Origin of the sequence: Pseudomonas mangiferae, from assembly GCF_007109405.1 — a bacterium.
Classification (GTDB): Bacteria; Pseudomonadota; Gammaproteobacteria; order Pseudomonadales; family Pseudomonadaceae; genus Pseudomonas_T; species Pseudomonas_T mangiferae.
This window is the reverse complement of sequence record NZ_VJOY01000006.1, coordinates 82,438-105,031: the sequence shown is the minus strand read 5'-3', so window position 1 is coordinate 105,031 and position 22,594 is coordinate 82,438. Positions and strand designations below refer to the sequence as shown.

The 22,594-nt window shown below is 69.3% G+C and carries 19 protein-coding genes and 1 tRNA gene; 7 read left to right on the top strand and 13 right to left on the bottom strand.

The features are described 5' to 3' along the window. Nucleotides 1-7: 7 nt before the first annotated feature. Nucleotides 8-84: transfer RNA gene (locus FM069_RS09940), tRNA-Pro, on the top strand. 128 nt (nt 85-212) lie between these two features. Here the strand turns inward: FM069_RS09940 and FM069_RS09935 are convergent. From FM069_RS09935 to FM069_RS09905, 7 genes are read right to left on the bottom strand one after another with little or no spacing between them, the layout of a single operon-like run. Then, the gene (locus tag FM069_RS09935) at nt 213-1,010 is read right to left on the bottom strand and encodes an amino acid ABC transporter permease (protein ID WP_143488143.1); all 798 of its coding nucleotides are present in this window, start codon (nt 1,008-1,010) and stop codon (nt 213-215) included. Then, nucleotides 1,007-1,654: an amino acid ABC transporter permease gene (locus FM069_RS09930; RefSeq protein ID WP_143488142.1), complete on the bottom strand. Its 648-nt coding sequence runs from the start codon at nt 1,652-1,654 to the stop codon at nt 1,007-1,009. Before FM069_RS09930 ends, FM069_RS09935 begins: the two co-directional genes overlap by 4 nt. A 51-nt stretch (nt 1,655-1,705) precedes the next feature. Further along, nucleotides 1,706-2,551 carry a glutamate ABC transporter substrate-binding protein gene (locus FM069_RS09925; RefSeq protein WP_143488141.1) on the bottom strand — a complete coding sequence of 282 codons (846 nt, stop codon included), beginning with the start codon at nt 2,549-2,551 and terminating at the stop codon, nt 1,706-1,708. Nucleotides 2,552-2,592: 41 nt separating this feature from the next. Continuing rightward, nucleotides 2,593-3,375 (bottom strand): amino acid ABC transporter ATP-binding protein, encoded by a 783-nt coding sequence (locus tag FM069_RS09920; RefSeq protein WP_143488140.1) that lies wholly within the window; start codon nt 3,373-3,375, stop codon nt 2,593-2,595. Between the two features lie 59 nt (nt 3,376-3,434). After that, entirely contained in the window at nt 3,435-3,824 is a 390-nt protein-coding gene (locus tag FM069_RS09915) for a carboxymuconolactone decarboxylase family protein (RefSeq protein ID WP_143488139.1), read from the bottom strand. Nucleotides 3,825-3,857: 33 nt separating this feature from the next. Next, nucleotides 3,858-4,751, bottom strand: a complete 894-nt coding sequence (locus tag FM069_RS09910; RefSeq protein WP_143488138.1) for an NAD(P)-dependent oxidoreductase — start codon at nt 4,749-4,751, stop codon at nt 3,858-3,860. A 39-nt stretch (nt 4,752-4,790) separates the two neighbouring features. After that, nucleotides 4,791-6,254 (bottom strand): NAD-dependent succinate-semialdehyde dehydrogenase, encoded by a 1,464-nt coding sequence (locus FM069_RS09905; protein ID WP_143488328.1) that lies wholly within the window; start codon nt 6,252-6,254, stop codon nt 4,791-4,793. Between the two features lie 167 nt (nt 6,255-6,421). Here FM069_RS09905 and FM069_RS09900 point away from each other — a divergent pair, with 167 nt between their 5' ends. Further along, complete coding sequence (locus tag FM069_RS09900; RefSeq protein WP_143488137.1) at nt 6,422-7,090, top strand: FadR/GntR family transcriptional regulator; 669 nt, start codon at nt 6,422-6,424, stop codon at nt 7,088-7,090. Nucleotides 7,091-7,120: 30 nt separating this feature from the next. Here FM069_RS09900 and FM069_RS09895 read toward each other — a convergent pair whose 3' ends face one another. The 3 genes from FM069_RS09895 to FM069_RS09890 form a co-directional block, all read right to left on the bottom strand. Beyond that, nucleotides 7,121-7,351 (bottom strand): hypothetical protein, encoded by a 231-nt coding sequence (locus FM069_RS09895; RefSeq protein WP_143488136.1) that lies wholly within the window; start codon nt 7,349-7,351, stop codon nt 7,121-7,123. 216 nt (nt 7,352-7,567) lie between these two features. Further along, complete coding sequence (locus FM069_RS21605) at nt 7,568-7,723, bottom strand: hypothetical protein (RefSeq protein ID WP_178106709.1); 156 nt, start codon at nt 7,721-7,723, stop codon at nt 7,568-7,570. Between the two features lie 78 nt (nt 7,724-7,801). After that, nucleotides 7,802-8,005: a hypothetical protein gene (locus FM069_RS09890; protein WP_143488135.1), complete on the bottom strand. Its 204-nt coding sequence runs from the start codon at nt 8,003-8,005 to the stop codon at nt 7,802-7,804. A 199-nt stretch (nt 8,006-8,204) separates the two neighbouring features. Between FM069_RS09890 and FM069_RS09885 the strand changes: the two genes are divergently transcribed. The 4 genes from FM069_RS09885 (at nt 8,205) to FM069_RS09870 (ending at nt 15,181) form a co-directional block, all read left to right on the top strand. Next, complete coding sequence (locus FM069_RS09885) at nt 8,205-9,572, top strand: type VI secretion system Vgr family protein (RefSeq protein WP_143488134.1); 1,368 nt, start codon at nt 8,205-8,207, stop codon at nt 9,570-9,572. A 112-nt stretch (nt 9,573-9,684) separates the two neighbouring features. Next, a complete protein-coding gene (locus FM069_RS09880; protein WP_143488133.1) occupies nt 9,685-11,016 on the top strand; it encodes a deoxyguanosinetriphosphate triphosphohydrolase in 1,332 nt (443 codons plus the stop codon). 27 nt (nt 11,017-11,043) lie between these two features. Beyond that, nucleotides 11,044-12,156 carry an FUSC family protein gene (locus tag FM069_RS09875; protein WP_143488132.1) on the top strand — a complete coding sequence of 371 codons (1,113 nt, stop codon included), beginning with the start codon at nt 11,044-11,046 and terminating at the stop codon, nt 12,154-12,156. Between the two features lie 67 nt (nt 12,157-12,223). Further along, complete coding sequence (locus FM069_RS09870; RefSeq protein WP_143488131.1) at nt 12,224-15,181, top strand: HD domain-containing phosphohydrolase; 2,958 nt, start codon at nt 12,224-12,226, stop codon at nt 15,179-15,181. 40 nt (nt 15,182-15,221) lie between these two features. On the opposite strand, the gene FM069_RS09865 is transcribed toward FM069_RS09870, so the two are convergent. Then, nucleotides 15,222-15,560 (bottom strand): 50S ribosome-binding protein YggL, encoded by a 339-nt coding sequence (locus FM069_RS09865; protein WP_143488327.1) that lies wholly within the window; start codon nt 15,558-15,560, stop codon nt 15,222-15,224. 254 nt (nt 15,561-15,814) lie between these two features. Here FM069_RS09865 and dacB point away from each other — a divergent pair, with 254 nt between their 5' ends. Continuing rightward, nucleotides 15,815-17,266 carry a D-alanyl-D-alanine carboxypeptidase/D-alanyl-D-alanine endopeptidase gene (gene dacB / locus FM069_RS09860; protein ID WP_143488130.1) on the top strand — a complete coding sequence of 484 codons (1,452 nt, stop codon included), beginning with the start codon at nt 15,815-15,817 and terminating at the stop codon, nt 17,264-17,266. A 40-nt stretch (nt 17,267-17,306) separates the two neighbouring features. Here the strand turns inward: dacB and FM069_RS09855 are convergent, their stop codons facing one another. Together FM069_RS09855 and rlmKL are read right to left on the bottom strand one after the other, a co-directional pair. Then, on the bottom strand, nt 17,307-20,162 hold the full coding sequence (locus FM069_RS09855; RefSeq protein WP_178106708.1) for a sensor domain-containing diguanylate cyclase: 2,856 nt from the start codon (nt 20,160-20,162) through the stop codon (nt 17,307-17,309). Nucleotides 20,163-20,238: 76 nt separating this feature from the next. Then, nucleotides 20,239-22,440: a bifunctional 23S rRNA (guanine(2069)-N(7))-methyltransferase RlmK/23S rRNA (guanine(2445)-N(2))-methyltransferase RlmL gene (gene rlmKL, locus FM069_RS09850; protein WP_143488128.1), complete on the bottom strand. Its 2,202-nt coding sequence runs from the start codon at nt 22,438-22,440 to the stop codon at nt 20,239-20,241. Between the last annotated feature and the right edge of the window lie 154 nt (nt 22,441-22,594).

The window sequence follows — 22,594 nt, the reverse complement described above, 5'->3', positions numbered from 1 at the left end:
CGGCCATCGGAGTGTAGCGCAGCTTGGTAGCGCGTCTCGTTCGGGACGAGAAGGTCGCAGGTTCGAATCCTGTCTCTCCGACCAAATCCCCGGTTTCACTGGAAACCACTCCGAAAAAGCCCGCCTCGCGCGGGCTTTTTCGTATCCGCTCCTTTTCCGTCCGCCCCTTGTCCGGACCGCCCCACGCCTTCGCGGCAGGGCGGCGGCACGGCTCAGCGCAGACGGCGCTCCAGCCAGCCAGCGATGCCCGACAGCACCAGGTTCAGGGCGATGTAGGCCACTGCCATCGCCGTGTACACCGGGATGGAGTACTGGCCCCCCAGGTATTCCACCGCGGTGCGTCCTTCTCGCAGCAGCTCGGTGTAGCCGATGACGAAGCCCAGGGACGTTTCCTTGAGGATGATCACCAGTTGGCTGACCAGCACCGGCAGCATGCGCCGCACCGCCTGGGGTAACAGCACGATGCGCAGCACCTGGGCCTGGGTCAGGCCGATGGCCAGCCCGCCTTCCCGCTGGCCGCGGTGCACGGACACCACCCCGGCGCGGAAGATTTCCCCCAGCACCGCGCTGTTATAGAGGGTGATCCCGATCACCAGGGACCAGAAGGTGCTCAGCTCGAAGCCCAGGGCCGGCGCGCCCAGGTAGACGAAGAAGATCATCAGCAGCAGCGGCAGCCCGCGGAACACTTCCATCCAGCCCCGCACCGGCAGGCGCACCCAGCGGCGCCGGGACATCAGCCCGGCCATCAGCGCCAGCCCCACCAGCACCGAGAGCGCCATGCCGAGCCCGGCAACCTTCAGGGTGGCCAGCAGCCCGTCGCCGATCAGGGCCAGGAAATCCCCATCCAGCACCACCCGCCACAGCTCGCCGGCGAGTTGCCCGCGCTGGTGCAGGGCGTACAGGCAGCCGGCCGCCAGCAGCGCGGCCGCCACCAGGGCGATGACGTTGAACAGCCACACGCGCCGGCGCGCGCGGGGGCCCGGGTGGTCGAACAGCAGGGTAGCGCTCATGAGTTGAATACCAGCTTGGCTTCGAGGTAGGAGGCGAGCAGCCCCGCGGGTACGGTCAGCAGCAGGTAGAACAGGCACGTGGCGCCCAGCACCCAGAGCACTGCGTTGCTTTCCGCATTGGCCAGGGCCTCGGCGTTGCTCAGCAGCTCGGCGACGCCGAAGGCCGACGCCACCGCGGTGCTCTTGATCAGCGCGATCAGCACGTTGATCAACGGCGGCACCACCGAGCGCAGCGCCTGGGGCAGGATCACGTGGCAGAGGGTCTGGCCGAAACCCAGGCCGATGGCCCGGGCCGCTTCCGCCTGGCCCGGCGAGACCGCGTTGATCCCGGCGCGCACCGCCTCGCAGAAGAACGCCGTGTAGTAGAGGGACAGGGCGATCACCGCGAAGGTGAAGTACGACAGGCTGATGCCCAGCTGCGGCAGCACGAAGGCGGCGAAGAAGAACACGATGGTAATCGGCGTGTTGCGCAGCACGTGCACGTACAGCGCACCGCCAGCCCGCAGCAGCGGCACCGGCGAGATGCGGGCGGCCGCCAGCAGGGTGCCGGCCAGCAGGGACACGGACCCGGCGATCAGGGTCAGCAGCAGGGTCCAGGCCAGGCCGGTGACGTAGATCGGCAGGTTATCGAGGACGGCGGACATGGGCGAATTCCTCCGGCGCCGACCCGACGGGCCGGCGCACGCGAACGACGGTCAGCTGCAGGGGTCGAGGGGCGGCAGCGGCGGATTGTCCTTGGCGTACTTGCCCACCGTTTCCTGGTAGGCCTTCTCGTAGCGGCCGTCGGCGGCGGCCTGGCGCAGGGTGCCTTCGATGAATTCGCAGAACGGTAGATCGCCCTTGGTCACGCCCACGCCCCACGGCTCGTCGGTAAAGCGCTTGCCCACCAGCTCGAAGGCATCCGGCTCCTTGCTGACGTAGCCCATCATCACCGCCGCGGACAGCGTGGCGGCGTCCACCGAGCCGTTCTTCACCGCCTCGGCGCACTTGGAGAAGGCGTCGAAACCCACCTGGATGGCCTTCGGGTAGTTGCGGCTGATGACGTTGCGCCCCTCGCTGCCGTTGATCACGCACAGCTTGCGCCCGGCCATGTCGTCCGGCCCGGTGATGCCCAGAGGGTTGCCCTTGCGCACCAGCAGGTCCTGGCCGGTGATGATGTACGGGCCGGCGAAGGTGACCACTTCCTTGCGCTTGGGCGAGATGGCGAAGGTGGCGATCACCATGTCCACCTTGTTCTGCTGGATGAACGCCTCGCGGTTGGCCGAGGTGGTCTCCACCCAGACGATGTCGTCCTTGTCCAGGCCCAGGGCCTCGGCGATGAGGGTGCCGATCCGGATGTCGAAGCCTTCCGGCTTGCCGCGCAGGTTGCGCAGGCCGAACAGCGGCTGGTCGAACTTTACCCCGATGCGCACCTTCCCGGCCTCGGCCAGGCGGTGCATGGTGCTGTCCGCGGGAAACTCGTCGGCCAGGCTGGCGCCGCCGATCAGGATGGTGGCGCACAGGGCCAGCAGGCCCTTGCCGAGCCGGGATGGAATGCTCATGGGTTACCTCCGGGTCTTGTTCTTGTGATGAGGAGTCGGCGTCAGTGGGTGATGATCTTCGAGAGGAAGTCCCGGGCGCGCTCGCAGCGCGGGTTCTCGAAGAACGCCGCCGGCGGTGCGTCCTCGAGGATGCTGCCCTGGTCCATGAACACCACCCGGTGGGCGGCGGAACGGGCGAAGCCCATCTCGTGGGTCACCACGATCATGGTCATGCCGCTGTCGGCGAGGCCGCGCATCACGTCCAGCACCTCGTTGATCATCTCCGGATCGAGGGCCGAGGTGGGCTCGTCGAACAGCATCGCCTTGGGCTCCATGGCCAGGGCCCGGGCGATGGCGGCGCGCTGCTGCTGGCCGCCGGAAATCTGCGACGGCAGCTTGTGGGCATGGCCGCCCACGCCGACCCGCTCCAGCAGCGCCATGGCCTTTTCCTCGGCGTCGGCGCGGCGCAGCCCGCGAACCTTGATCGGCCCGAGAGTGACGTTCTGCAGCAGGGTCATGTGGGCGAACAGGTTGAAGGACTGGAACACCATGCCCACCTCCGAGCGCAGGCGCGCCAGCTCGGCGCCCTCCTCCGGCAACGCCTGCCGGTCGATGGTGATGCGCCCGCTCTGGATGCTCTCCAGGCGGTTGATGGTGCGGCACAGGGTGGACTTGCCCGAGCCCGACGGCCCGATCAGCACCACCACTTCGCCGCGCTCGATGCTCAGGTCCACGTCCCGCAGCACGTGGTGGGACCCGTAGAACTTGTTCACCCCCGCCAGCACGATCAGCGGATCGCGCCCGGCAGTGGCGGGCGCCGGCGCGCCCTCGACAGCGAATTGCATACGTCACCCCCTTGCTTGTTCTTGTATGGGGAAGCGGTGCGCGGCCTCGCCACGCGCGGTCAGCCGGCCTGCTCGGCGTCCAGTTCGGCGAAGACCTCCCGGGCGTTGCGGAAGGAGTCCATGCCGGCGGGAATCCCGCAGTACACCGCCACCTGCATGAACACCTCGCGGATTTCCTCGCGGGTGACGCCGTTGCGCAAGGCGCCGCGGACGTGCAGGCGCAGTTCGTGGGGGCGGTTCAGGGCGGCGATGATGCCCAGGTTGAGCAGGCTGCGGGTCTTGCGTGGCAGGCCGTCGCGGCCCCAGATCTTGCCCCAGCAGTATTCGGTGCTGAGTTCCTGCATGGGCCGGTTGAAGTCGTCCGCGGCCTTCAGCGAGGCCTCGACGAATGCGTCGCCCAGCACCGCCTTGCGGATTTCCAGGCCTTTCTCGAACAGCTCGTTGCTCATGGTGCTTTCTCCGATGGTTTGCAGGGAGGGTGTTCAGCCGCCGATGGCGACGCCGGCCCACTCTTCGTAGATGCGGGCGACGCTGGTGAAGTCCGAGGCCGGGCCATACTTGGCGTGGGTGGCCGCCAGCATCTGGCGGATCAGCCCGCCGACCGGCATGGGCACGCCCATGGCCTCCGCCTCGTCGATGCACAGGCGGGTGTCCTTGTAGGAAAGCTCGGTGGCGAAGCCGTAGTCGAAGCGCCGGCTGAGCACGGCGCGGGGAATCTTGTCGACGGTGGCGCTGTTGCGGCCGCTGCCGGCATTGATGATGTCCAGCAGCACCTGAGGGTCCAGACCCGCCTTGACCCCCATCACCATGGCCTCCGAGGAAATCACCATGGCCGCCGCCGACAACAGGTTGTTGGCCAGCTTGGCGGTCTGCGCCAGCCCGGGCCGCTCGCCAGTGAAGAACAGCTTGCCCAGGCGCTGGAGAATCGGCGCCAGGGCCTCGAACAGCGGTTCCGGGCAGGCCACCATCACCGCCAGGGTGCCGGCCTCGGCGCCCTTGATCCCGCCGCTCACCGGCGCCTCGACCCAGGCGACACCTTGCTCGCCCAGAGCTACGGCGATCTCCCCGGCGGCCCGCGGGCCGATGGTAGACAAATCCACCAGGGTCTTCACCCGGCCCCCAGCGGCGATGCCCTGCTCGCCCGCCGCCACGGCCCGGACCACCGCCGGGGTGGGCAGGCTGGTGAACACCAGGTCCGCCTCCGCCCCCACCTCTCGAGCGTCCGCCGCGCCGCGGGCGCCGAGGCGCACCAGCTCGGCCACCGCCCCCGGCTGGGTGTCGAACACCACCAGCGGGTGCCCGGCCTCCAGCAGGCGCCGGGCCATGGGCGCGCCCATCCGGCCGAGGCCGACGAAACCGATGACTTCTGTCTTCATCACATGCACCTTTCTTAGCGTTGTGGGGGGCGGCGCCGGCTACCAGCTCAGCGCGACATACTTGGGCTCCAGGTATTCCATCAGGCCATGGTGGCCGCCCTCGCGGCCCAGGCCGCTCTGCTTGATGCCGCCGAAGGGCGCGGCGACGTCCGACACCAGGCCGCGGTTGAGGCCGACCATGCCGCTCTCCAGGGCGTCGGCGACGCGCAGGCCGCGCTGCAGATCGCCGGTGAACAGGTAGGCGGCCAGGCCGTACTCGGTGCCATTGGCCAGGGCGATGGCCTCCGCCTCGGTCTCGAAGGGCACCAGGACCGCCACCGGGCCGAAGATCTCCTCCCGCAGGATGTCGGCGCCGACAGGGACATCGGCGATCACCGTGGGCGGGTAGAACCAGCCCTCGCCGTCCAGGGGCTGCCCGCCGATGCGTAGGCGCGCGCCCTGGTCCAGGGCGCCCCGCACCAGGCGATCCACCTTGGCCACCGCCGCCGGGGTGATCAGCGGGCCGCACTGGTTGGCGGCGTCCAGGCCGGTGCCCACCTTGAGCGCCGCCATGGCCTCGCTCAGGCGGGCGGAAAACGCCTCGTAGAGGCCCCGCTGTACATAGAAGCGGTTGGCAGCGGTGCAGGCCTCGCCACCGTTGCGCATCTTCGCCAGCATCGCCCCCTCCACCGCCGCATCCAGGTCGGCGTCGTCGAAGACAATGAACGGGGCGTTACCCCCCAGCTCCATGGAACAACTGATCACCTGCCCGGCGGCTTCCCGCAGGAGCAGCTTGCCCACCGCGGTGGAGCCGGTGAACGACAGCTTTCGCACCCGTGGGTCGGCCAACAGGGTGCTCACCAGCGGCCCGGCCTGAGTGGTGGCGATAACGTTCACCACCCCCGCCGGCACGCCGGCCTCGGTCATCAGTGCGGCGATGGCCAGGGCGGTCAGGGGCGTCTCCGCGGCGGGCTTGAGAATGCAGGTGCAGCCGGCGGCCAGGGCCGGGGCGATCTTGCGGGTGGCCATGGCGGCGGGGAAGTTCCAGGGCGTGACCAGCACCGAGATTCCCATGGGTTGGTATTGAACCAATATGCGATTGGTTGAGGCGGGTGAGACACTGACCTCGCCGATCACCCGCACCGCTTCCTCGGCGTACCAGCGGAAGAACTCCGCGGCGTAGGCCACTTCGCCCCGGGCGTCGTCCCAGGCCTTGCCGTTCTCCAGGGAGATCAAGGTGGCGAACCAGTCGGCCCGTTCCTTCATCAGGGAAAAGCAGCGCAGCAGCACCTCGGCGCGCGCCCGCGGGGTCCGTGCGGCCCAGTCCCGTGCCGCGTCGGCTGCGGCGTCCAGGGCCCGGGCGGCATCGTCGAGGTCGGCGTCGGCCACCTGCGCCAGCTCGCGGCCGTCGGCCGGGTTGTGCACGGCGAAGCGAGCGCCAGAGGCCGCCGCGACGGACGCGCCGGCGATGTACAGGCCGGTGTCCAGGGTGGCGGGGTCCAGGAGGGTGGAAGGGGACGACATCGCAGGAATGGCCACGATCACCTCGACTTGATTATTGTTGTTGTGCCAGGCATTCCTGGCGTGAGCGAGTCCAAGCTAAAACCAATACGAAACCGGTGTCAAATTGGTTTGTAAAATTAAACCAATCTGCCTACACTGCGCACCACGACCGATAGGGATATTCGACGATGACCCGCTCTTCCCCCCTGACCTCCCTGCAGGCCTTCATCCAGGAGGCCGGCTACCAGGCCGGCGACCGCCTGCCGCCGGAACGCGACCTGGCGCTGCAACTGGGCATCGCCCGCACTGCCCTGCGGCGCCAGCTCTCCCAGATGGAGGACCAGGGCACCCTCGTCCGCCAGGTGGGTCGTGGCACCTTCATCGCCGCCCGCGGACTCGACGCGGAGACGCCCGCCACGCCCCACATGGCCACCACCTACCCTGGGGAAGTGCTGGAGACCCGGCTGATCCTGGAGCCGCAGATCGCCCGCCTAGCCGCCCAGCGCGCCAGCGCCAGCGACATCGCCGCGCTGCGGGAAGCCGTCGACCAGGGCCGGCGGGCGGCCACCATCGAGGTGTTCGAGAAATGGGATTCGGCGTTTCACCGGGTGCTGGTACAGGCCGCCCGCAATGGCCTGCTGGCCTCGCTCTACCAGAGCATCGACGCGGTGCGGGCGGGCAAGATCTGGGGGCGTCTCAAGGAAGCGTCACTGACGCCGGAAAGCATGCAGCGCTACGTACAAGGCCATGCGGCGATCCTCGACGCGATCGTCGACCGCGATGCGCCCCGCGCCGAACGGGAGATGCGCACCCATATCGTCGAGGCTACCGACAACCTGCTGGGCAAGGGCTGGTAGCGCCAGCTTCGACGCCGAGTCCGGGTCGACTCAGCGCAGGACCAGCTCCTTGGCATCGTCCAGCAGCTTGCCGTGCTGGTCTTCCGCCTCGGTGAAATTGTCCTCGAACAGGCCGTCGATCTTGCCCCGCAGGCGCAACTCGCGCAGGGCGGCCAGGATGGCCTTGCGCTCACCCTGGAAATCCGAGGCCGACAGCTGGCCGGGCTGCTGGCGAATGCGCTCCAGAATGGCGTCCAGTTGGGCTTCGTCGAGTTCGGGCATGACACAGTCTCCTTGAATGACACGATGCCGCCATGCAGTCGTCAGCCGGCATCGAAAGGCTCATGGGGAGTCCCCGACCGCAGGAAAGACACGTTACGAGCGTCGAGCCGGCGAGCCCGACTCGACGCTAGCGCGCTCATGGCGTGCTTCTTTTAGGGTCTTTCTCTACGGTTCTTCACGTTCCGGTCGTGGTTTGCCGGTCGATCCACGGCGCCCCTAAGGCTCCTCGCGCCAGCGCTGGGCTTCGTCGCTGCCGGTGCCGGGGCGCGGCTGCTCGCCCTTGCGGTTGGTGTCCTTCTGGCGTTCGTCGACCTGGGATGCCTGGCCGGGACCGCTGCGTTCTTCGCGCCGGGTGTGCTTCTGCTCGCTCATGGGAGAGTCCTCCGCGGTACACACTGGGTTTGTCCGCATTCACGGCCGCGAGTGCGGAACGGCGTGACCAGTGGCGCGCTACAGGCGCACGAAAAACGGCACCGCCATCAGCGCCAGGCCGGCCGCCACGGTGGTCCAGGGGCCGTCCAGCAGGAAGCTGACCGCCCCCAGCAGCAACCCGCAAACCAGGCAGACGATATGGTCTTGACGCTTGCCGTACAGGGCGTAGCCGGCGCCGATGCTGCCGAACAGCACGCTCAGCAGCAGTGAGGTCTGGTTCATGGTGCTCCCGGGGGTAATGGCGCGACAGGCGCCCGACATTGATGCGGATTTGCAGACTGGTTAACACTCGACGACGCCCGAACAGCGAATCAGTCTGCAATTCGGGGGCCGCGGCCGACAGTATCATCGTGCCATCCCGCTCGTCGCGGGTGCGTCCGGCGCCGCCGGACACGGATGATCCTTCAGCAAGGGAGCTGCTGTGAACCCCATTTTCCACCTGACCACCGCACTCGGACCGGGCGCCCTGGCATTCGCCGCCCTGAGCGGGCGCGAGGAAGTCTCGCGGCTGTTCGCGTTCACCCTGAACCTGACCGGCAGTGGGCCCGCATTCGATCCGGACATGCTGCTGGGCACCCCCATGACCCTGGCCATCGACCTACCCGATGGCAGCCGTCGCCACCTGGGCGGCGAGTGCGTGCAGGTCGCCTGCCTGGGCACCCGGGAAGGCCGGCTCCACTACCAGGCGACCCTCAGGCCCTGGCTGTGGTACGCCAGCCGGGACGAACGCTGCCGTCTGTTCGAACGGCGCAGCGTGCCCGAGATGGTGCGCCAGGTGCTCGCCTCCTACCCGTTCCGCACCCGCTTCCTGCTCAGCCGTCCCTATGCACCACGGCTGTATTGCGCCCAATACCGGGAAAGCGACGCCGATTTCGTGATGCGCCTGCTGGAGAGCGAGGGCCTGTGGTTCTGGTTCGAGCACCTGCCGGGCCGGCACGAACTGGTGATCGCCGACGACCTGGCCTTCAGCCAGGCCCAGGCTCCGCGCCGACGCATTCGTTACTGCGGGCCCGGCCGGGGCGCCGGCCACCCGGAGTACCTGGATAGCTGGAGCAGCGCCTGCGGCCTCGGCGAGCCCGCCCCGCGCAGCCAGGCCAGTGGCTGCACGGCAAGCCTCGCACCGGGACAGAGCTTCCAGCTGGAGGGCCACCCCGGCCAGGCCACGCCACCGCCCCAGTGGGTGGTGGCCGCGGACTACCGCTTCAGCGTCGCGCGCTGCCGCTCCGCCTGCCTCAGCACGCGGATCGAGACCCACCCCGGCGATCGCCCGTTCCGGCCGGCCCGCCAGGCGCCCAGGCCCCAGGTCCTGGGGCGCCAGGTGGCGGTGGTGGAACAGGACGCCGTGGCCTTCGATGACGGTCACAGCCGCTTGAGGGTGCGCTTCGCCTGGCCCGACGGCCCGGCCAGCGGCTGGGTGCGCAGCGCCTTGCCGGCCAGCTCGGGTTCCCGGTTGATAGGGCAGCAGGTGCTGGTGGACCACCTGGACGGCGACCCCGACCAACCCCTGGTCACCGCCCTCGTCAATGCCAGCCTGGGCGCACGCACCCCCGCGCCCGTGCAGGCGCCGTCCCCGGAGACAGCCAGCCTGATCCACCGCTGCGCCGCCGGTGGCGGCGACGGCGTGCGCTTCGTCGGCGAACGGGAAGTGATCGTCCGCTGCGACGGCCATCGCATCCGCATCACCCCCGACGGCATAGAGGTACGGCCGGCGCCGCTGGAGAGGGTGCGCGCCGTGGCGGCGGATCGCACCACCCACGTACCGCCGGCAGGCCTGGGTGAACGGGGCTGAGCGAACGAACAGAAGTGCCCCGCATCATACCCAGGCCACCGAACCGCCTTGCGGCCCGCCCGGCGAACCGGGAAGCTAGGCCCACGGCAACGACAGAAGAAGAGGACCGGCCTTGGATTGGCAGACCCTGCTCACCCGCGAACGACTCGGCAAACCCGTACACGACCCCGAAGAACTGGGGCGTAGCCCGTTCCACAAGGACCACGACCGCATCATCTTCTCCGGCGCGTTCCGCCGGCTGGGGCGCAAGACCCAGGTCCACCCGGTCTCCAGCAACGACCACATCCACACCCGCCTGACCCACTCCCTGGAAGTGAGCTGTGTCGGCCGCTCCCTGGCCATGCGGGTCGGCGAGGTCCTGCGCGAAGCGCTGCCCGACTGGTGCAGCCCCGCCGACCTGGGGATGATCGTGCAGTCCGCCTGCCTGGCCCACGACATCGGCAACCCCCCCTTCGGCCATTCCGGCGAGGACGCCATCCGCCACTGGTTCCAGCAGGCCGAGAAGCGCGGCTGGCTGGACGCCATGGAAGAAGCCGAGCGCGGCGACTTCCTCAACTTCGAGGGCAACGCCCAGGGCTTCCGCGTCCTCACCCAGCTGGAGTACCACCAGTTCGACGGCGGCACCCGGCTCACCTACGCGACCCTCGGCGCCTACCTGAAGTACCCCTGGACCGCCCGCCACGCCGAGGCCCTGGGCTACAAGAAGCACAAGTTCGGCTGCTACCAGAGCGAGCTGCCGCTGCTGGAACAGATCGCCGGCAAGCTGGGCCTGCCGCAGATCGAGGACCAACGCTGGGCGCGCCATCCCCTGGTCTACCTGATGGAGGCGGCGGACGACATCTGCTACGGCCTGATCGACCTGGAGGACGGCCTGGAGATGGAGCTGCTGGACTATGCCGAGGTGGAGGCCCTGCTGCTGGCCCTGGTGGGCGACGACCTGCCGGAAACCTACCGCCAGCTCGGCCCGCGGGATTCGCGCCGGCGGCGCCTGGCGATCCTGCGCGGCAAGGCCATCGAGCACCTGACCAACGCCGCCGCCCACGCCTTCGTCGAACAGCAGCAGGCGCTGCTGGCGGGGCGCCTGCAGGGCGACCTGGTGGAGCACATGCACGGTCCGGCGAAGCGCTGCGTGCTGGAGGCCAAGGCCCTGGCCCGGGAGAAAATCTTCCAAGACAAGCGCAAGACCCTGCACGAGATCGGCGCCTACACGACCCTGGAGATCCTGCTCAACGCCTTCTGCGGCGCGGCCCTGGAACAGCACGGCGGGCGCCGGCCGTCATTCAAGAACCGGCGCATCCTCGACCTGCTCGGCAACAACGCCCCGGACCCGCACTGGCCGCTGTACCGGGCCTTCCTGCGGATGATCGATTTCATCGCCGGGATGACCGACAGCTACGCCACGGAGATGGCCCGCGAGATGACCGGGCGCTCCAGCCCGGTGTAAAGTCCAGCGGACTCACCTGGAGACCCGATGCGCACGCTGCTCAGACATTTCCTCCATTGGCATGCCGGCCCACCCGCCTGGGGTCCCGCCCTCATCGCCGGGATCGGCTGCGGCGGCCCCCTGCTGCTGGGCCTGTTCAGCGCCCACAGCGGCTTCATCTGGGCCGCCACCGGCGCCTTCCAGGCAGCCCTGACGAACCCCCTGCACCGCTTCGGCATGCTGCGCATGCTGCTGCTCACCCTGCTGGGCGCGGTCAGCGTCGGCCTGGGCTTCTGGTCCGCCAGCCACGGGCTGCTGAGTCTGTCGATCTTCGCCGTCTACGGGTTCCTGCTGGCCTGGCTGCAGCGCTTCGGCAGCGAGCTGGGCAAGCTGGGGGTGGGCCTGGCGGTCTGCCTGTGCCTGGGCCAGGGTCAGGCCGGCACCGGCAACTTGCCCAACGGCCTGGCCATCGGCGCGCTGTTCGCCATCGGCGGGCTCTGGGTGATGCTGCTGGCGTTCGCCCTGCGCGGCCTGCACGGCCTGCGCATGTGGCCGCACCTGCCGCGGCTGCGCGGGCTGTTCCGGGTGCTGGGTCGTCATGCGCGGCGGCTGCCTCGGCAGCTCTGGCTGATCCATGCCCTGGCCTGCACCCTGGCGACGTCCCTGGCGGGCCTGGCGGTCCAGCTCAGCGGCATGCCGCGGGGCTACTGGCTGACCCTCACGGTGGTGACCACCATCCAGATCGAACTCAACAGCAGCCTGGAACGGGCGGTGCACCGCTGCCTGGGCAGCCTGCTGGGCGCGGTGGTGCTGATCCTCCTCGGCCACTGGCTGGCGACGCCGGGATGGCTGGTGGCCTGCATGCTGCCGCTGATCGTCCTCAGCCGGGCCTTCATCGCCCAGCACTACGGGCTGTTCGTGCTGCAGACCACGGTGTGCTTCGTGCTGCTGGCGGAAAGCCTGGCGCGGGACTGGCACCTGCCAGAGGTGCGGCTGTACAACACCCTGCTGGGGGCGGTGCTGGCGCTACTGGTGTCCACCCTCGCCCACCAGGCGCGCAAGCGCTGGCTGAACCACGACCGCCGGGCTGCCGCCGCGGCCGCCGTGGCGGAAGCCGAGGACCGCGCCGCCCGCCACGGTGACCCGCTGGCCGATAAATGACGGCGCCGTTCGCGGCGGCACCCGACTCTTCTATGCTGCTGGGTGACAGGCATCCTCGGAGCCCCGCATGCCAGCCCAGCCGTCCGACCGCCGTTTCCCCCTGCACGTCCACATCAGCCTGCTGTTCACCCTGCTGCTGCTCCTGAGCGGCATCACCCTCGGGCTGTTCAACTACTGGCAAACCAGCCGGATCATCCTCTCCGGCAGCGATCACCTGTTCGGTCGTATCCGCCAGGACGTGGAGCGCGACCTGCGCGAGACCTACCAGCCGATCCGCCAGTTGCTGGGCCTGCTGGCCCTGAGCGGCGCCGGCCAGGCGCGCGACGGCGAGCAGCGGCTGGCCTGGTTGCCCGCCTTCGCCCAGGCCCTGCGGGACGATGACCGGCTGGCCTCGCTGTACCTTGGCTACCCCGACGGCGACTTCTTCATGGTCCGCCCGCTGCGCAGCGAAGACCTGCGGCGCCGGCTGGCCGCGCCGCCCGGGGCGGCCCTGCAGGTGTGGAGCATCGACCGCGGCGGCGAAGTCACCCGGGCCGTCTCGCTGTTCTTCGACGAGCAGTTGAACCTGCTGGAACGCCGGCCCATCGCCGAGGAGCGCTACGATCCGCGCCAGCGCGACTGGTTCGTCGCCGCCCGCGGCGATGCCGGGCAGATCACCACCGCGCCCTACGTGTTCTTTTCCAGCCATGACGTGGGCACCACCCTCGCCCGCCGCGTCGGCGACGACGCGGTGATCGCCGCCGACCTGACCCTGGCCCAGCTCTCCGCCACCCTGGCGGCCAGCCGCCTCACCCCGTCCAGCGAGGTGGTGCTGTTCACCCCCACCGGCGAGGCCATCGCCTACCCCCGCGAGGACCATCTGATCCCCAAGCAGGAGCGTACCCAGCTGCCGCGGGTGGCCGACCTCAGCGAACCCCTGCGGGCGCTGCTGGAACAGGGCCAGGACGAAGACCGCCAGGCGCTCATGCTGCTGGCCAAGCGCCGCTGGCTGGTGTCCTACAGCCACCTCGCCGAGGGCGGGCCGGGCGGCCTGCGCCTGGCCCTTCTGACCCCGGAGGACGAGTTGCTGGAGGAGGCCTACCGCATCCGCTGGCAGAGCGCGGTGCTGACCCTGGCGATCCTGCTGCTGTGCATCCCCCTGGGCTGGCTGCTGTCACGCATCCTGGTGCGGCCGCTGCAAGGTCTGGTGGCCGAGGCCGAGGCGATCCGCCGCTTCGACTTCGGCCACCCGGCCAGCAGCCGCTCGCCGGTGGCCGAGGTGGATCGCCTGGCCCTGGCCATGGCGCGCATGAAGGAAACCCTCTCCAGCTTCCTCGAGATCACCGCCAGCCTGTCGGCGGAGACCCGCTTCGATGCCCTGCTGCGGCGGGTGCTGAAGGAAACCGTGGACATCGGCGAGGCCTGCGGCGGGTTGATCTACCTGGTGGACGCCGACAGCGGCCGCCTGCAGCCCCAGGGGCTGATCCTCGAAGGCCAGGTCCTCGATCCCCAGGCCTTGCGCCTGGATAGCTACGAGCCGGACGACGCCCACCTGCCCCACTGGCTGGCGCAGCCCGCGACGGGTGGTGCCAGCCTGGCGCTGTCGCTGGGCTACGACCGTGCCGAGGGCTTCGAGGCCCTGCTGAACCGCCTGGGCAGTCCGCGCATCCATCTGGTCAGCAGCGGCCTGCACAACCGTCGCGGCGATACCGTGGGTGTGCTGGTGTTGCTGCATCGCGACAGCGGCCGCAGCCAGGACCCGACCCTGCTGCGCCCGGAGCGGGTGGCTTTCGTCGAGGCGGTGTCCGGGATCGCCGCGCTGTGCATCGACAGCCAGCGCCTGCTGGAGCGGCAGAAACAATTGCTGGACGCCTTCATCCAGCTGATCGCCGGTGCCATCGACGCCAAGAGCCCCTACACCGGCGGTCACTGCCAGCGGGTACCGGAAATCGCCCTGGCCCTGGCGCGGGCCGCGGCCGACAGCCAGGCCCCGGCGTTCCGCGACTTCACCCCCGGCGAGGAGGATTGGGAAGCCCTGCACATCGCCGCTTGGCTCCACGACTGCGGCAAGGTGACCACGCCGGAGTACGTGGTGGACAAGGCGACCAAGCTGGAAACCGTCTACGACCGCATCCATGAAGTGCGTACCCGCTTCGAGGTGCTCAAACGGGACGCCTGGGTCGCCTACTGGCGCGCCGTCGCCGAAGGCGCGGACGGCGAGCGGGAGGCCGAGCGTCGCGACCGCCTGCTGGCGGAGCTGGACGACGACTTCGCCTTCGTCGCCCGCTGCAACCGGGGCGGCGAGACCATGGCCGAGGCCGATCTGGAGCGCCTGCAGCGCATCGCCGGCCGCACCTGGTGGCGGACCCTGGACGATCGCCTGGGCGTGTCCTGGGAAGAAGCGCAGCGCCAGGCCCGGCAACCCGCGCCCCGGCTGCCGGTGCAGGAAGCGCTGCTGGCCGACCGCCCGGAGCAGCGCATCGAGCGCCCGGCCAGCGAGCACCTGGCACCGGACAACCCCTGGGGTTTCCATCTGGACACGCCCACCTGGAAGTTCGACCGGGGCGAGCTGCACAACCTGTCGGTGCAGCGCGGCACCCTCACCCCCGAGGAGCGCTACGTGATCAACCACCACATGGTGCAGACCATCCTCATGCTGGAGCGCCTGCCGTTCCCGCCGCACCTGAGCGACGTGGCGGAGTACGCCGGCGGCCATCACGAGCGCATGGACGGCAGCGGCTTCCCCCGGGGTCTGACGCGGGCGCAGATGAGCCTGCCGGCGCGGATCATGGCGGTGGCCGACGTGTTCGAGGCGCTGACCGCCGTGGACCGCCCCTACAAGGCCGGCAAGCCGCTGTCCGAGGCCCTGGGGCTGATGGCTGCGATGTGCCGGGACGGCCACATCGACCCGGACCTGTTCGGCCTGTTCCTGGAGAGCGGCGTGCCGTTCGACTATGCCCGGCGCTTCCTCGACCCCGAGCAACTGGACACGGTGGACGTGCCGGCCCTGCGCGCCGAGGCCGGCCTCGGCGAATCGCGGGCATGAAAAAAGGCGCCGAAGCGCCTTCTTTCGTACCGACCCGCCCTCAGGCGTTGATCGGGTTTTCCGGGTACCAGACGTCCATCAGCGGGCTGATGGTGAAGCCGGCCAGGTCCTTGCGGGACTTCAGCCAGGTCTCGACGGCCTGGCGCTGTTCCTCGGACACCGAGCCGCGCTTGCCCAGGCAGACGAAGCCGTAGTCCTCGCCACCGACGTAGCCCAGGCCGTTGGCGACCAGCGCCTCCTGGGTCAGGCTGTCGAGGAAGGCCTCGATGTCGGCGTCGCTGGCCCCTTCCGGGTAGGTCAGGTTCAGTTCGAAACCCAGCTCCTGGAATTCGTCGACACACAGCTTCTTGCGCAGACGACGGGAACGGTTGGTGGCCATGGGGAAGTCCTCTTGAGTGATCACGGGCGGCACTCTAGCAGGTTGGGCCGCCGATCGCCCGTCCCATGGAACGTACCGGCCCGGACGCGGCCAAACCACCGCGATCGTCGGCTAGCGCGGCGCGCCACACCTTGCGGCATAATGCGTGACAATTTCCCGCATTCATCGTGGAAATCTTCAATGTCATCCAGCGTTACCCCCTTTTTCGCGTCTTCATCCTTTTTCATCGTTTCCTGTCCAGGGGTCTTCATCTGATGCTCAGGTCCATCCGTATCCTGGCGTTGGCCAGCCTGCTCGCGCCTTTCGCCACCCCGCTCCATGCTGCCCCCATCAATACTGCCCTGCCGGCCAAGATCCAGCAGGCGCTGAAAACCAACAAGCTGGGCAACGACGCCCTCTCGCTGGTCACCATTCCCCTGGACGGTCCCGGCACCCAGACCGTCTATAACGCAGACGTCTCGGTGAATCCGGCGTCCACTATGAAGGTCATCACCACCTACGCCGCCCTGGAGATCCTCGGCCCCACCTACCAGTGGCGCACCGAGTTCTACAGCGACGGCCCGCTCAAGGACGGCGTGCTCCACGGCAACCTGTACCTCAAGGGCGGCGGCGACCCGAAGCTGAACATGGAAAAGCTCTGGCTGCTGATGCGCGACCTGCGGGCCAACGGCGTGGTGCAGGTCACCGGCGACCTGGTGCTGGACCGCAGCCGCTTCGTCCATCCGCAATTGCCGGCCTTCAACGACGACGGCGGCGACGAGAACAAGCCGTTCCTGGTGGGCCCGGATTCGCTGCTGGTGAACCTCAAAGCCCTGCGTTTCATCGCCCGCGCCGAAGGGGGCCGGGTCAACGTCAGCTTCGACCCGCCCATCGAGACCATCCGCCTGGACAACCGGGTCAAGGTGAAGCCCGCCGGGCAGTGCCCGGCCTGGCCGGACATCCGTTACAACCCGGTGACCCAGGCCGACGGCACCACCAGCCTGGTGGCCAGCGGCGAAATGGTGGAAGGCTGCAGCGCCCAGTCCTACCTGGCCCTGCTGGATCACCCGGCCTACGCCGCCGGTGCGGTGCGGGCGATCTGGAAGGAACTGGGGGGCAGCATCCTCGGCAAGGACCGCCTGGGCGACGTGCCGAAGAACGGCCAGCTCCTGGCGCGGGCATTCTCCCCGGACCTGGTGGAGATCATCCGCGACATCAACAAATACAGTAACAACACCATGGCCCAGCAGCTGTTCCTGAGCATCGGCGCGCAGTTCCGCAACGAGGCGGACGGCGACGATTCCAAGGCGGCGCAGCGGGTGATCCGCGCCTGGATGGCCCGCAAGGGCATCACCGCCTCGCACCTGGTGATGGAGAACGGGTCCGGCCTGTCGCGCCAGGAGCGGGTCAGCGCCCGGGAAATGGCCACCCTGCTGCAGGCCGCCTGGCAGAGCCCCTACGCGCCGGAGTTCATGTCGTCCCTGCCGCTGGTGGCGATGGACGGCACCATGCGCAAGCGCCTGCGCAACAGCCCCCTGGCGGGCCAGGCCCACATCAAGACCGGCACCCTGAACACCGTACGCGCCATCGCCGGCTTCACCCGGGACATCAACGGCCGCAACTGGGCGGTGGTGGCGATCCTCAACGACCCGCGCCCGTGGGGGGCGTCGTCGATCCTCGATCAGGTGCTGCTGGAACTCTACAAGCAGCCCAAGGCGGCGCGCTGAGGACCCGCGCAGGCGCCAGGGACGGCGCCGCCCGCGCGCATCACCCCGACCGGCCGCCGCCGCTGCGGTCCGGCAGGCGGAAAGCCGGGCTGGTCGACAGGTCGCTGGCCACCACCTGGTCGCGCCCGCCCTGCTTGGCGGCGTAGACCGCCTCGTCGGCACGCCGCAGCAGGGTGTCCGCGGTTTCCTCCAGGGTCCAGGCAGCCACGCCGAAACTGGCGGTGACCTCCCCGACGCCCTCCACCGGCTCGCGGCGAATCGCCTGGCGCAACGCCTCGGCGAGGATGGTGGCCTGGCCCAGGTCGGTATCCGGGCAGAGCACCACGAATTCCTCGCCGCCCAGCCGACACAGGCTGTCGATGCGCCGCAGGCGCTGGGCCAGGCGCTGGCAGATGTCCTTGAGCACCAGATCGCCGGCGGAATGGCCGGCGCGGTCGTTGATCCGCTTGAAGTAGTCGATGTCCAGCATCACCAGGGCCAGCGGCTGGCCATGGCGCTGGGCCCGGCCGATCTCCGCATCCAGCCGCTCATTGAAGTAGCGACGGTTGAACACCCCGGTGAGGGCATCGGTGATGGACAGCGCCCGCAGCTCCTGCTCCACCTGCTTGAGGCCGGTGATGTCGGCCAGGTAGCCGTGCCAGAGTACCTTGCCGTCCGCCAGGCGCTCCGGCGCCGCCTGGCCTCGCAGCCAGCGCAGGCCATGGCTGGGCAGCAGCACCCGGTAGTCCTCGTGCCAGGTGGTGAGGTGCTGGGCGGAATGGTCGATGGAGACCATGAAGCGCTCGTGATCGTCCGGGTGCAGGCGCGAGAACGCCGGCCCGGCATCCTCCCGCAGGACGTCCGGGGTGCACTCGTAGACGTCGCGGATGCCGACGCTGGCATAGGGGAAGCGGAAACTGCCGTCCGCCTCGCGTTGGAACTGGTAGATGGCGCCGGGAAGCCAGAGGGTGAGCTTCTCCAGCAGCCGGTCACGCTCCAGCAGGATCTCCCGCACCCGTTTTTCTTCGCTGACATCCCGGGCAATGCAGAGGAAGCCGAGGGCGTCGCTGCCATCGCGGATCGCCGTGACGATCAGGTTCACCGTCAGGGTGCTGCCGTCGCGGCGCACGTAGGTCCACTCCCCCGCCTCCGGGTCGTCCAGCTCCGCCGCCCGTGCCACCAGGGCCTCGAACCCCACCACCGGATGGCCCAGCTGGCGTGCCAGGTCCTGGGAGCGGTTCTGCAGTTCGGACCACAGGTGCAGCCGCTCGATGGACGCCAGGCCGGCCAGCTCGGCGGTGGAATAGCCGAGCATGCGCTCGGCGCCGATGTTGAAGGTGAGGATCAGGCCGCTGGGATCGACGGCGATGATGGCGAATTCGGTGGCCGAGTCGAGGATCCCGCGCAGTTGCCCGTGGGCCCGCGCCAGTTCCATTTCGGCGGCCTTGCGCCGGCTGATGTCCACGTGGGTGCCGACCATGCGCCGCGGCGCGCCGTCGCGGTCGAATTCCAGCACCTTGCCCCGCTCCAGAATCCAGATCCAGCTGCCGTCGCGGCGCTGGATGCGGTGCTCGTGGCGGTAGTCCGGGGTCAGGCCGTCCAGGTGCGCCTGGAGGCAGTCCAGGTAGTCGGCGCGGTCCTGGGGGTGCATGCGCTGGCGCCAGGCCTCCAGGCCGAGGGAGGTCTCCGTCTCGGAATACCCCAGGCTCTGGCGCCAGGCGGCGGAGTGGTAGATCTCGCCGGTCTCGATGTTCCAGTCCCAGACCCCGTCGCCGGCGCTCTCCAGGGCGAACTGCCAGCGCTGCTCGCTCTGCTGCAGTTCCCGCTCCCGCTGGCGCAGTGCCGCGGTGCGCTCCTCCACCAGCAGCAGCGCCCGGCGGCGCTGGCTGGCCAGGGTGTACAGCAGGGCCGCCAGCAGCGCGCTGACCCACAGCCCGCCGGCGAACGCCAGCCAGGGTTCGGCGGCCTGGTTGGCGGCGAGGAAGGCGTCGGTGGGGCGGATGTCCAGGTAGAAGCGGCGGTCGGCGATGGCGAGGGTCTTGCGCACCGATAGCGTGCGGTCGGCGCTGGGGGCACCGGTGGAGCGATAGATCGGCGTATCGGAGGCACCGGCGCCCGCCTGGGTGAGGACTAGCGCCAGGTTCGCCTCGGTATCCCGGCTGCCGCCCTCGCTCATCAGCCGCCGCAGGCTGAACACCGCGCTGACGTAGCCCAGTGGCAGGGCCCGCAGCTCGCCGGAGCTGGCCAGGAACGGCGGGTACACGGGCGCCAGCAGCAACAGCCCCGGGTTGTCCTCCGGGTTGGCACCGGGGAGGATCAGCGGGTCGGACAAGGCCATGTCGCCGCGCTCCCGGGCGCGCTCCAGGGTCAGCCGACGGGTCGGCTGGGCCATCAGGTCGAGCCCCAGGGGCACACGCTTTATCCGGCGGGTGGCGCTGTAGAGGATCGGCAGGTATTCCGAACGCTGGCCGGCGATCCGCAAGCTGCTGTCCGGCTGCAGGTCGCGGATGGCGAAGTCGCCGATGCCTTCGCGGCGGCCCGCCTCCTCGAAGGCCGGGCGCGCCTCGTCCAGCACCCGGGGAATCCAGGAATAGGCCAGAGAGGTGTCCAGCAGCGGGTCGACGTACAGGGCGAATTCGCTGCGCTGCAAATGCTCGGGGTGCACGAGGAAGCGGCGCAACCCATCCAGGTCCTTCGTGTGGGCATCGAAGCGGTCCTGGAGCACTTCGGCGCGCTCGTCGGCGGCCCACAGAAAGCGCTGGCGCAGCTGATCCTGGTAGAAATGCCGGGTGGTGGCCACCACGCCGGCGGTCAGCAGCAGGCCGATGGCCAGGGCCGATGCGCCGATCAGCCAGGCGGGCGTGCTGGGGCTGACGAAGCCGGGGCTTCCAGGCCGGATGTCACCAGACGGGCTCATGCAATGCAGCTCCAGTAGCGCCATCCCGACACGGGATGCCGGCCGCCCGGTGCGAGCGGCCATCCTGGCACTTTAGCTACGCAGCGCTCAGACGCCAAGCACGATGGATGCGGGGATTGCGGGCGAAGTCCGGGTCGACCGTCTCGCTGCTGATCTCCTCCACCCGGTAGCGTGCCGCCAATCCTTCGTCCAGTTGGAACTTGCGGAAGTTGTTGGAGAAGTACAGCGCGCCGCCCGGCGCCAGCCGGGTCATCGCCAGGTCCAGCAGGCGCACGTGGTCACGCTGGATGTCGAACACCCCTTCCAGGCGCTTGGAATTGGAGAAGGTGGGCGGGTCGATGAAGATCAGGTCGTACTGCCCGCGGTCCTCTTCCAGCCAGGCCACCACGTCGCTGCGCACCAGTTGGTGCCGCTCGGAGAAGCCGTTCAGCGCCAGGTTGCGCCGGGCCCAGTCCAGGTAGGTCTTCGACAGGTCGACGCTGGTGGTGCTGCGGGCACCGCCCTGGGCGGCATGCACCGTGGCGGTGGCGGTGTAGCAGAACAGGTTGAGGAAGCGCTTGCCCTCCGCTTCCCGCTGCAGCCGCAGGCGCATCGGCCGGTGGTCGAGGAACAGCCCGGTGTCCAGGTAGTCGGTGAGGTTCACCAGCAGCTTCACGTCCTTCTCGGACACCTCCTGGAAACGCCCCTGCTCGGCCTGTCGCTCGTACTGGCGGGTGCCGGCCTGGCGTTCGCGGCGCTTGACCACCACCCGCGCCGGGTCCACGCCCAGAGCCGGCGGGATCGCCGCCAGGGCGTCCAGCAGGCGCTCCTGGGCCTTGGCAGGGTCGATGGAGCGTGGCGGCGCGTATTCCTGCACGTGTACCCAATCGCCATAAAGATCCACCGCCACGGCGTACTCGGGCATGTCGGCGTCGTACAGCCGGTAGCACTGGATGCCTTCGCGGCGCGCCCACTTGCCCAACTGCTTGAGGTTTTTCTGCAAGCGGTTGGCAAACATGGTGCCGCCTTCGGACAAGCGCGCCGGCTCGACGGGACAGGACGCGACCGGAGCCTCGGCGCCCTCTGCCGCAGCCCCCTCCGGGCGCCCGCGCCGCTCGCCGGTGACGAACTGCGCCACGTCGACGGTGAACAGCAGCAGCTTGCAGGGCAGCGCGCCGTTCCACAGGGCGTACTGCTTGTGGCTGCGCAGGCCCATGCGCTTGCCCAGCTCCGGCGCCCCGGTGAACACCGCCGCCTGCCAGCCCAGGCAGGCCTGGCGCAGGCGCTCGCCCAGGTGCTGGTAGAGGTAGAGCAGGCTGGCTTCGTCACCCAGGCGCTCGCCGTAGGGCGGGTTGCACACCACCAGGCCGGCCTGGCCCTGGTCCGGGCGCGGCTCGAAGGTGGCCAGCTCGCCCTGGTAGACCTTGACCCAGGCGGACAACCCGGCGCGCTCGATGTTGTTGCGCGCCGGCTGGATCAGCCGCGGGTCCGCCTCGTAGCCGCGGATCCACACCGGCGGGCGCGACAGGCCGGCCTGGGCGCGCGCCTCGGCCTCGGCGTGGAGTTTCTTCCACAGGGCCGGCACGTGGCCCAGCCACTGGCTGAAGCCCCATTTTTCGCGCTTGAGGTTGGGCGCGATGTCCGCTGCCATCAGGCCCGCTTCCACCAGGAAGGTGCCCACGCCGCACATGGGGTCGGCCAATGCGCGGCCCTCGGCGGCGAGCCGCGGCCAGCCGGCGCGGATCAGGATGGCCGCCGCCAGGTTCTCCTTGAGCGGCGCGGCGCCCTGCTGCAGGCGGTAGCCGCGCTGGTGAAGGCTGTGGCCGGAAAGGTCCAGGGAGAGGATCGCCTCACCGCGCTCCAGGCGCAGGTGGACCCGCAGATCGGGGTCGAGCTTTTCCACCGAAGGCCGCTGGCCCTCAGCGGTGCGCAGCGCGTCGACGATGGCATCCTTGACCTTCAGGGCGCCGAAGTGGGTGTTGTCGATCCCCGAGCCGTGGCCGCTGAACTCCACCGCCAGCGTGCCGGTGGGCGACAGATGGTCGGCCCACTCCACCGCCCGCACGCCCTGGTAGAGGGTGTCGGCGGTGTCGCTGGGAAAGCGCTTCAGCACCAGCAGCACGCGGTTCGCCAGGCGCGACCACAGGCACAGCCGGTAGGCGGTCTCCAGGTCGGCGAAGCCCCGCACCGCCGCGGTCTGCTCGCGCGCCTCCTCCAGCCCCAGGTGGCGGGCTTCGTCCAGCAGCAGGCCTTCCAGGCTCTTCGGGCAGGTGAGGAAGATTTCGTAGCGGTCCGACATGGGTTGTGTTTCCAGAACTCGAAAAAGCCAGTGGGAAACCAGGGTCTCCCAAAAAAGAAAGGGTCGGCATGACCCTTCGTCGGGTTGAAGCTCGCGTGCGGACGAGATTCATTATCGGTAGCAAAAGGCCTGCACAGCCGGCCCAAAGGCGCGG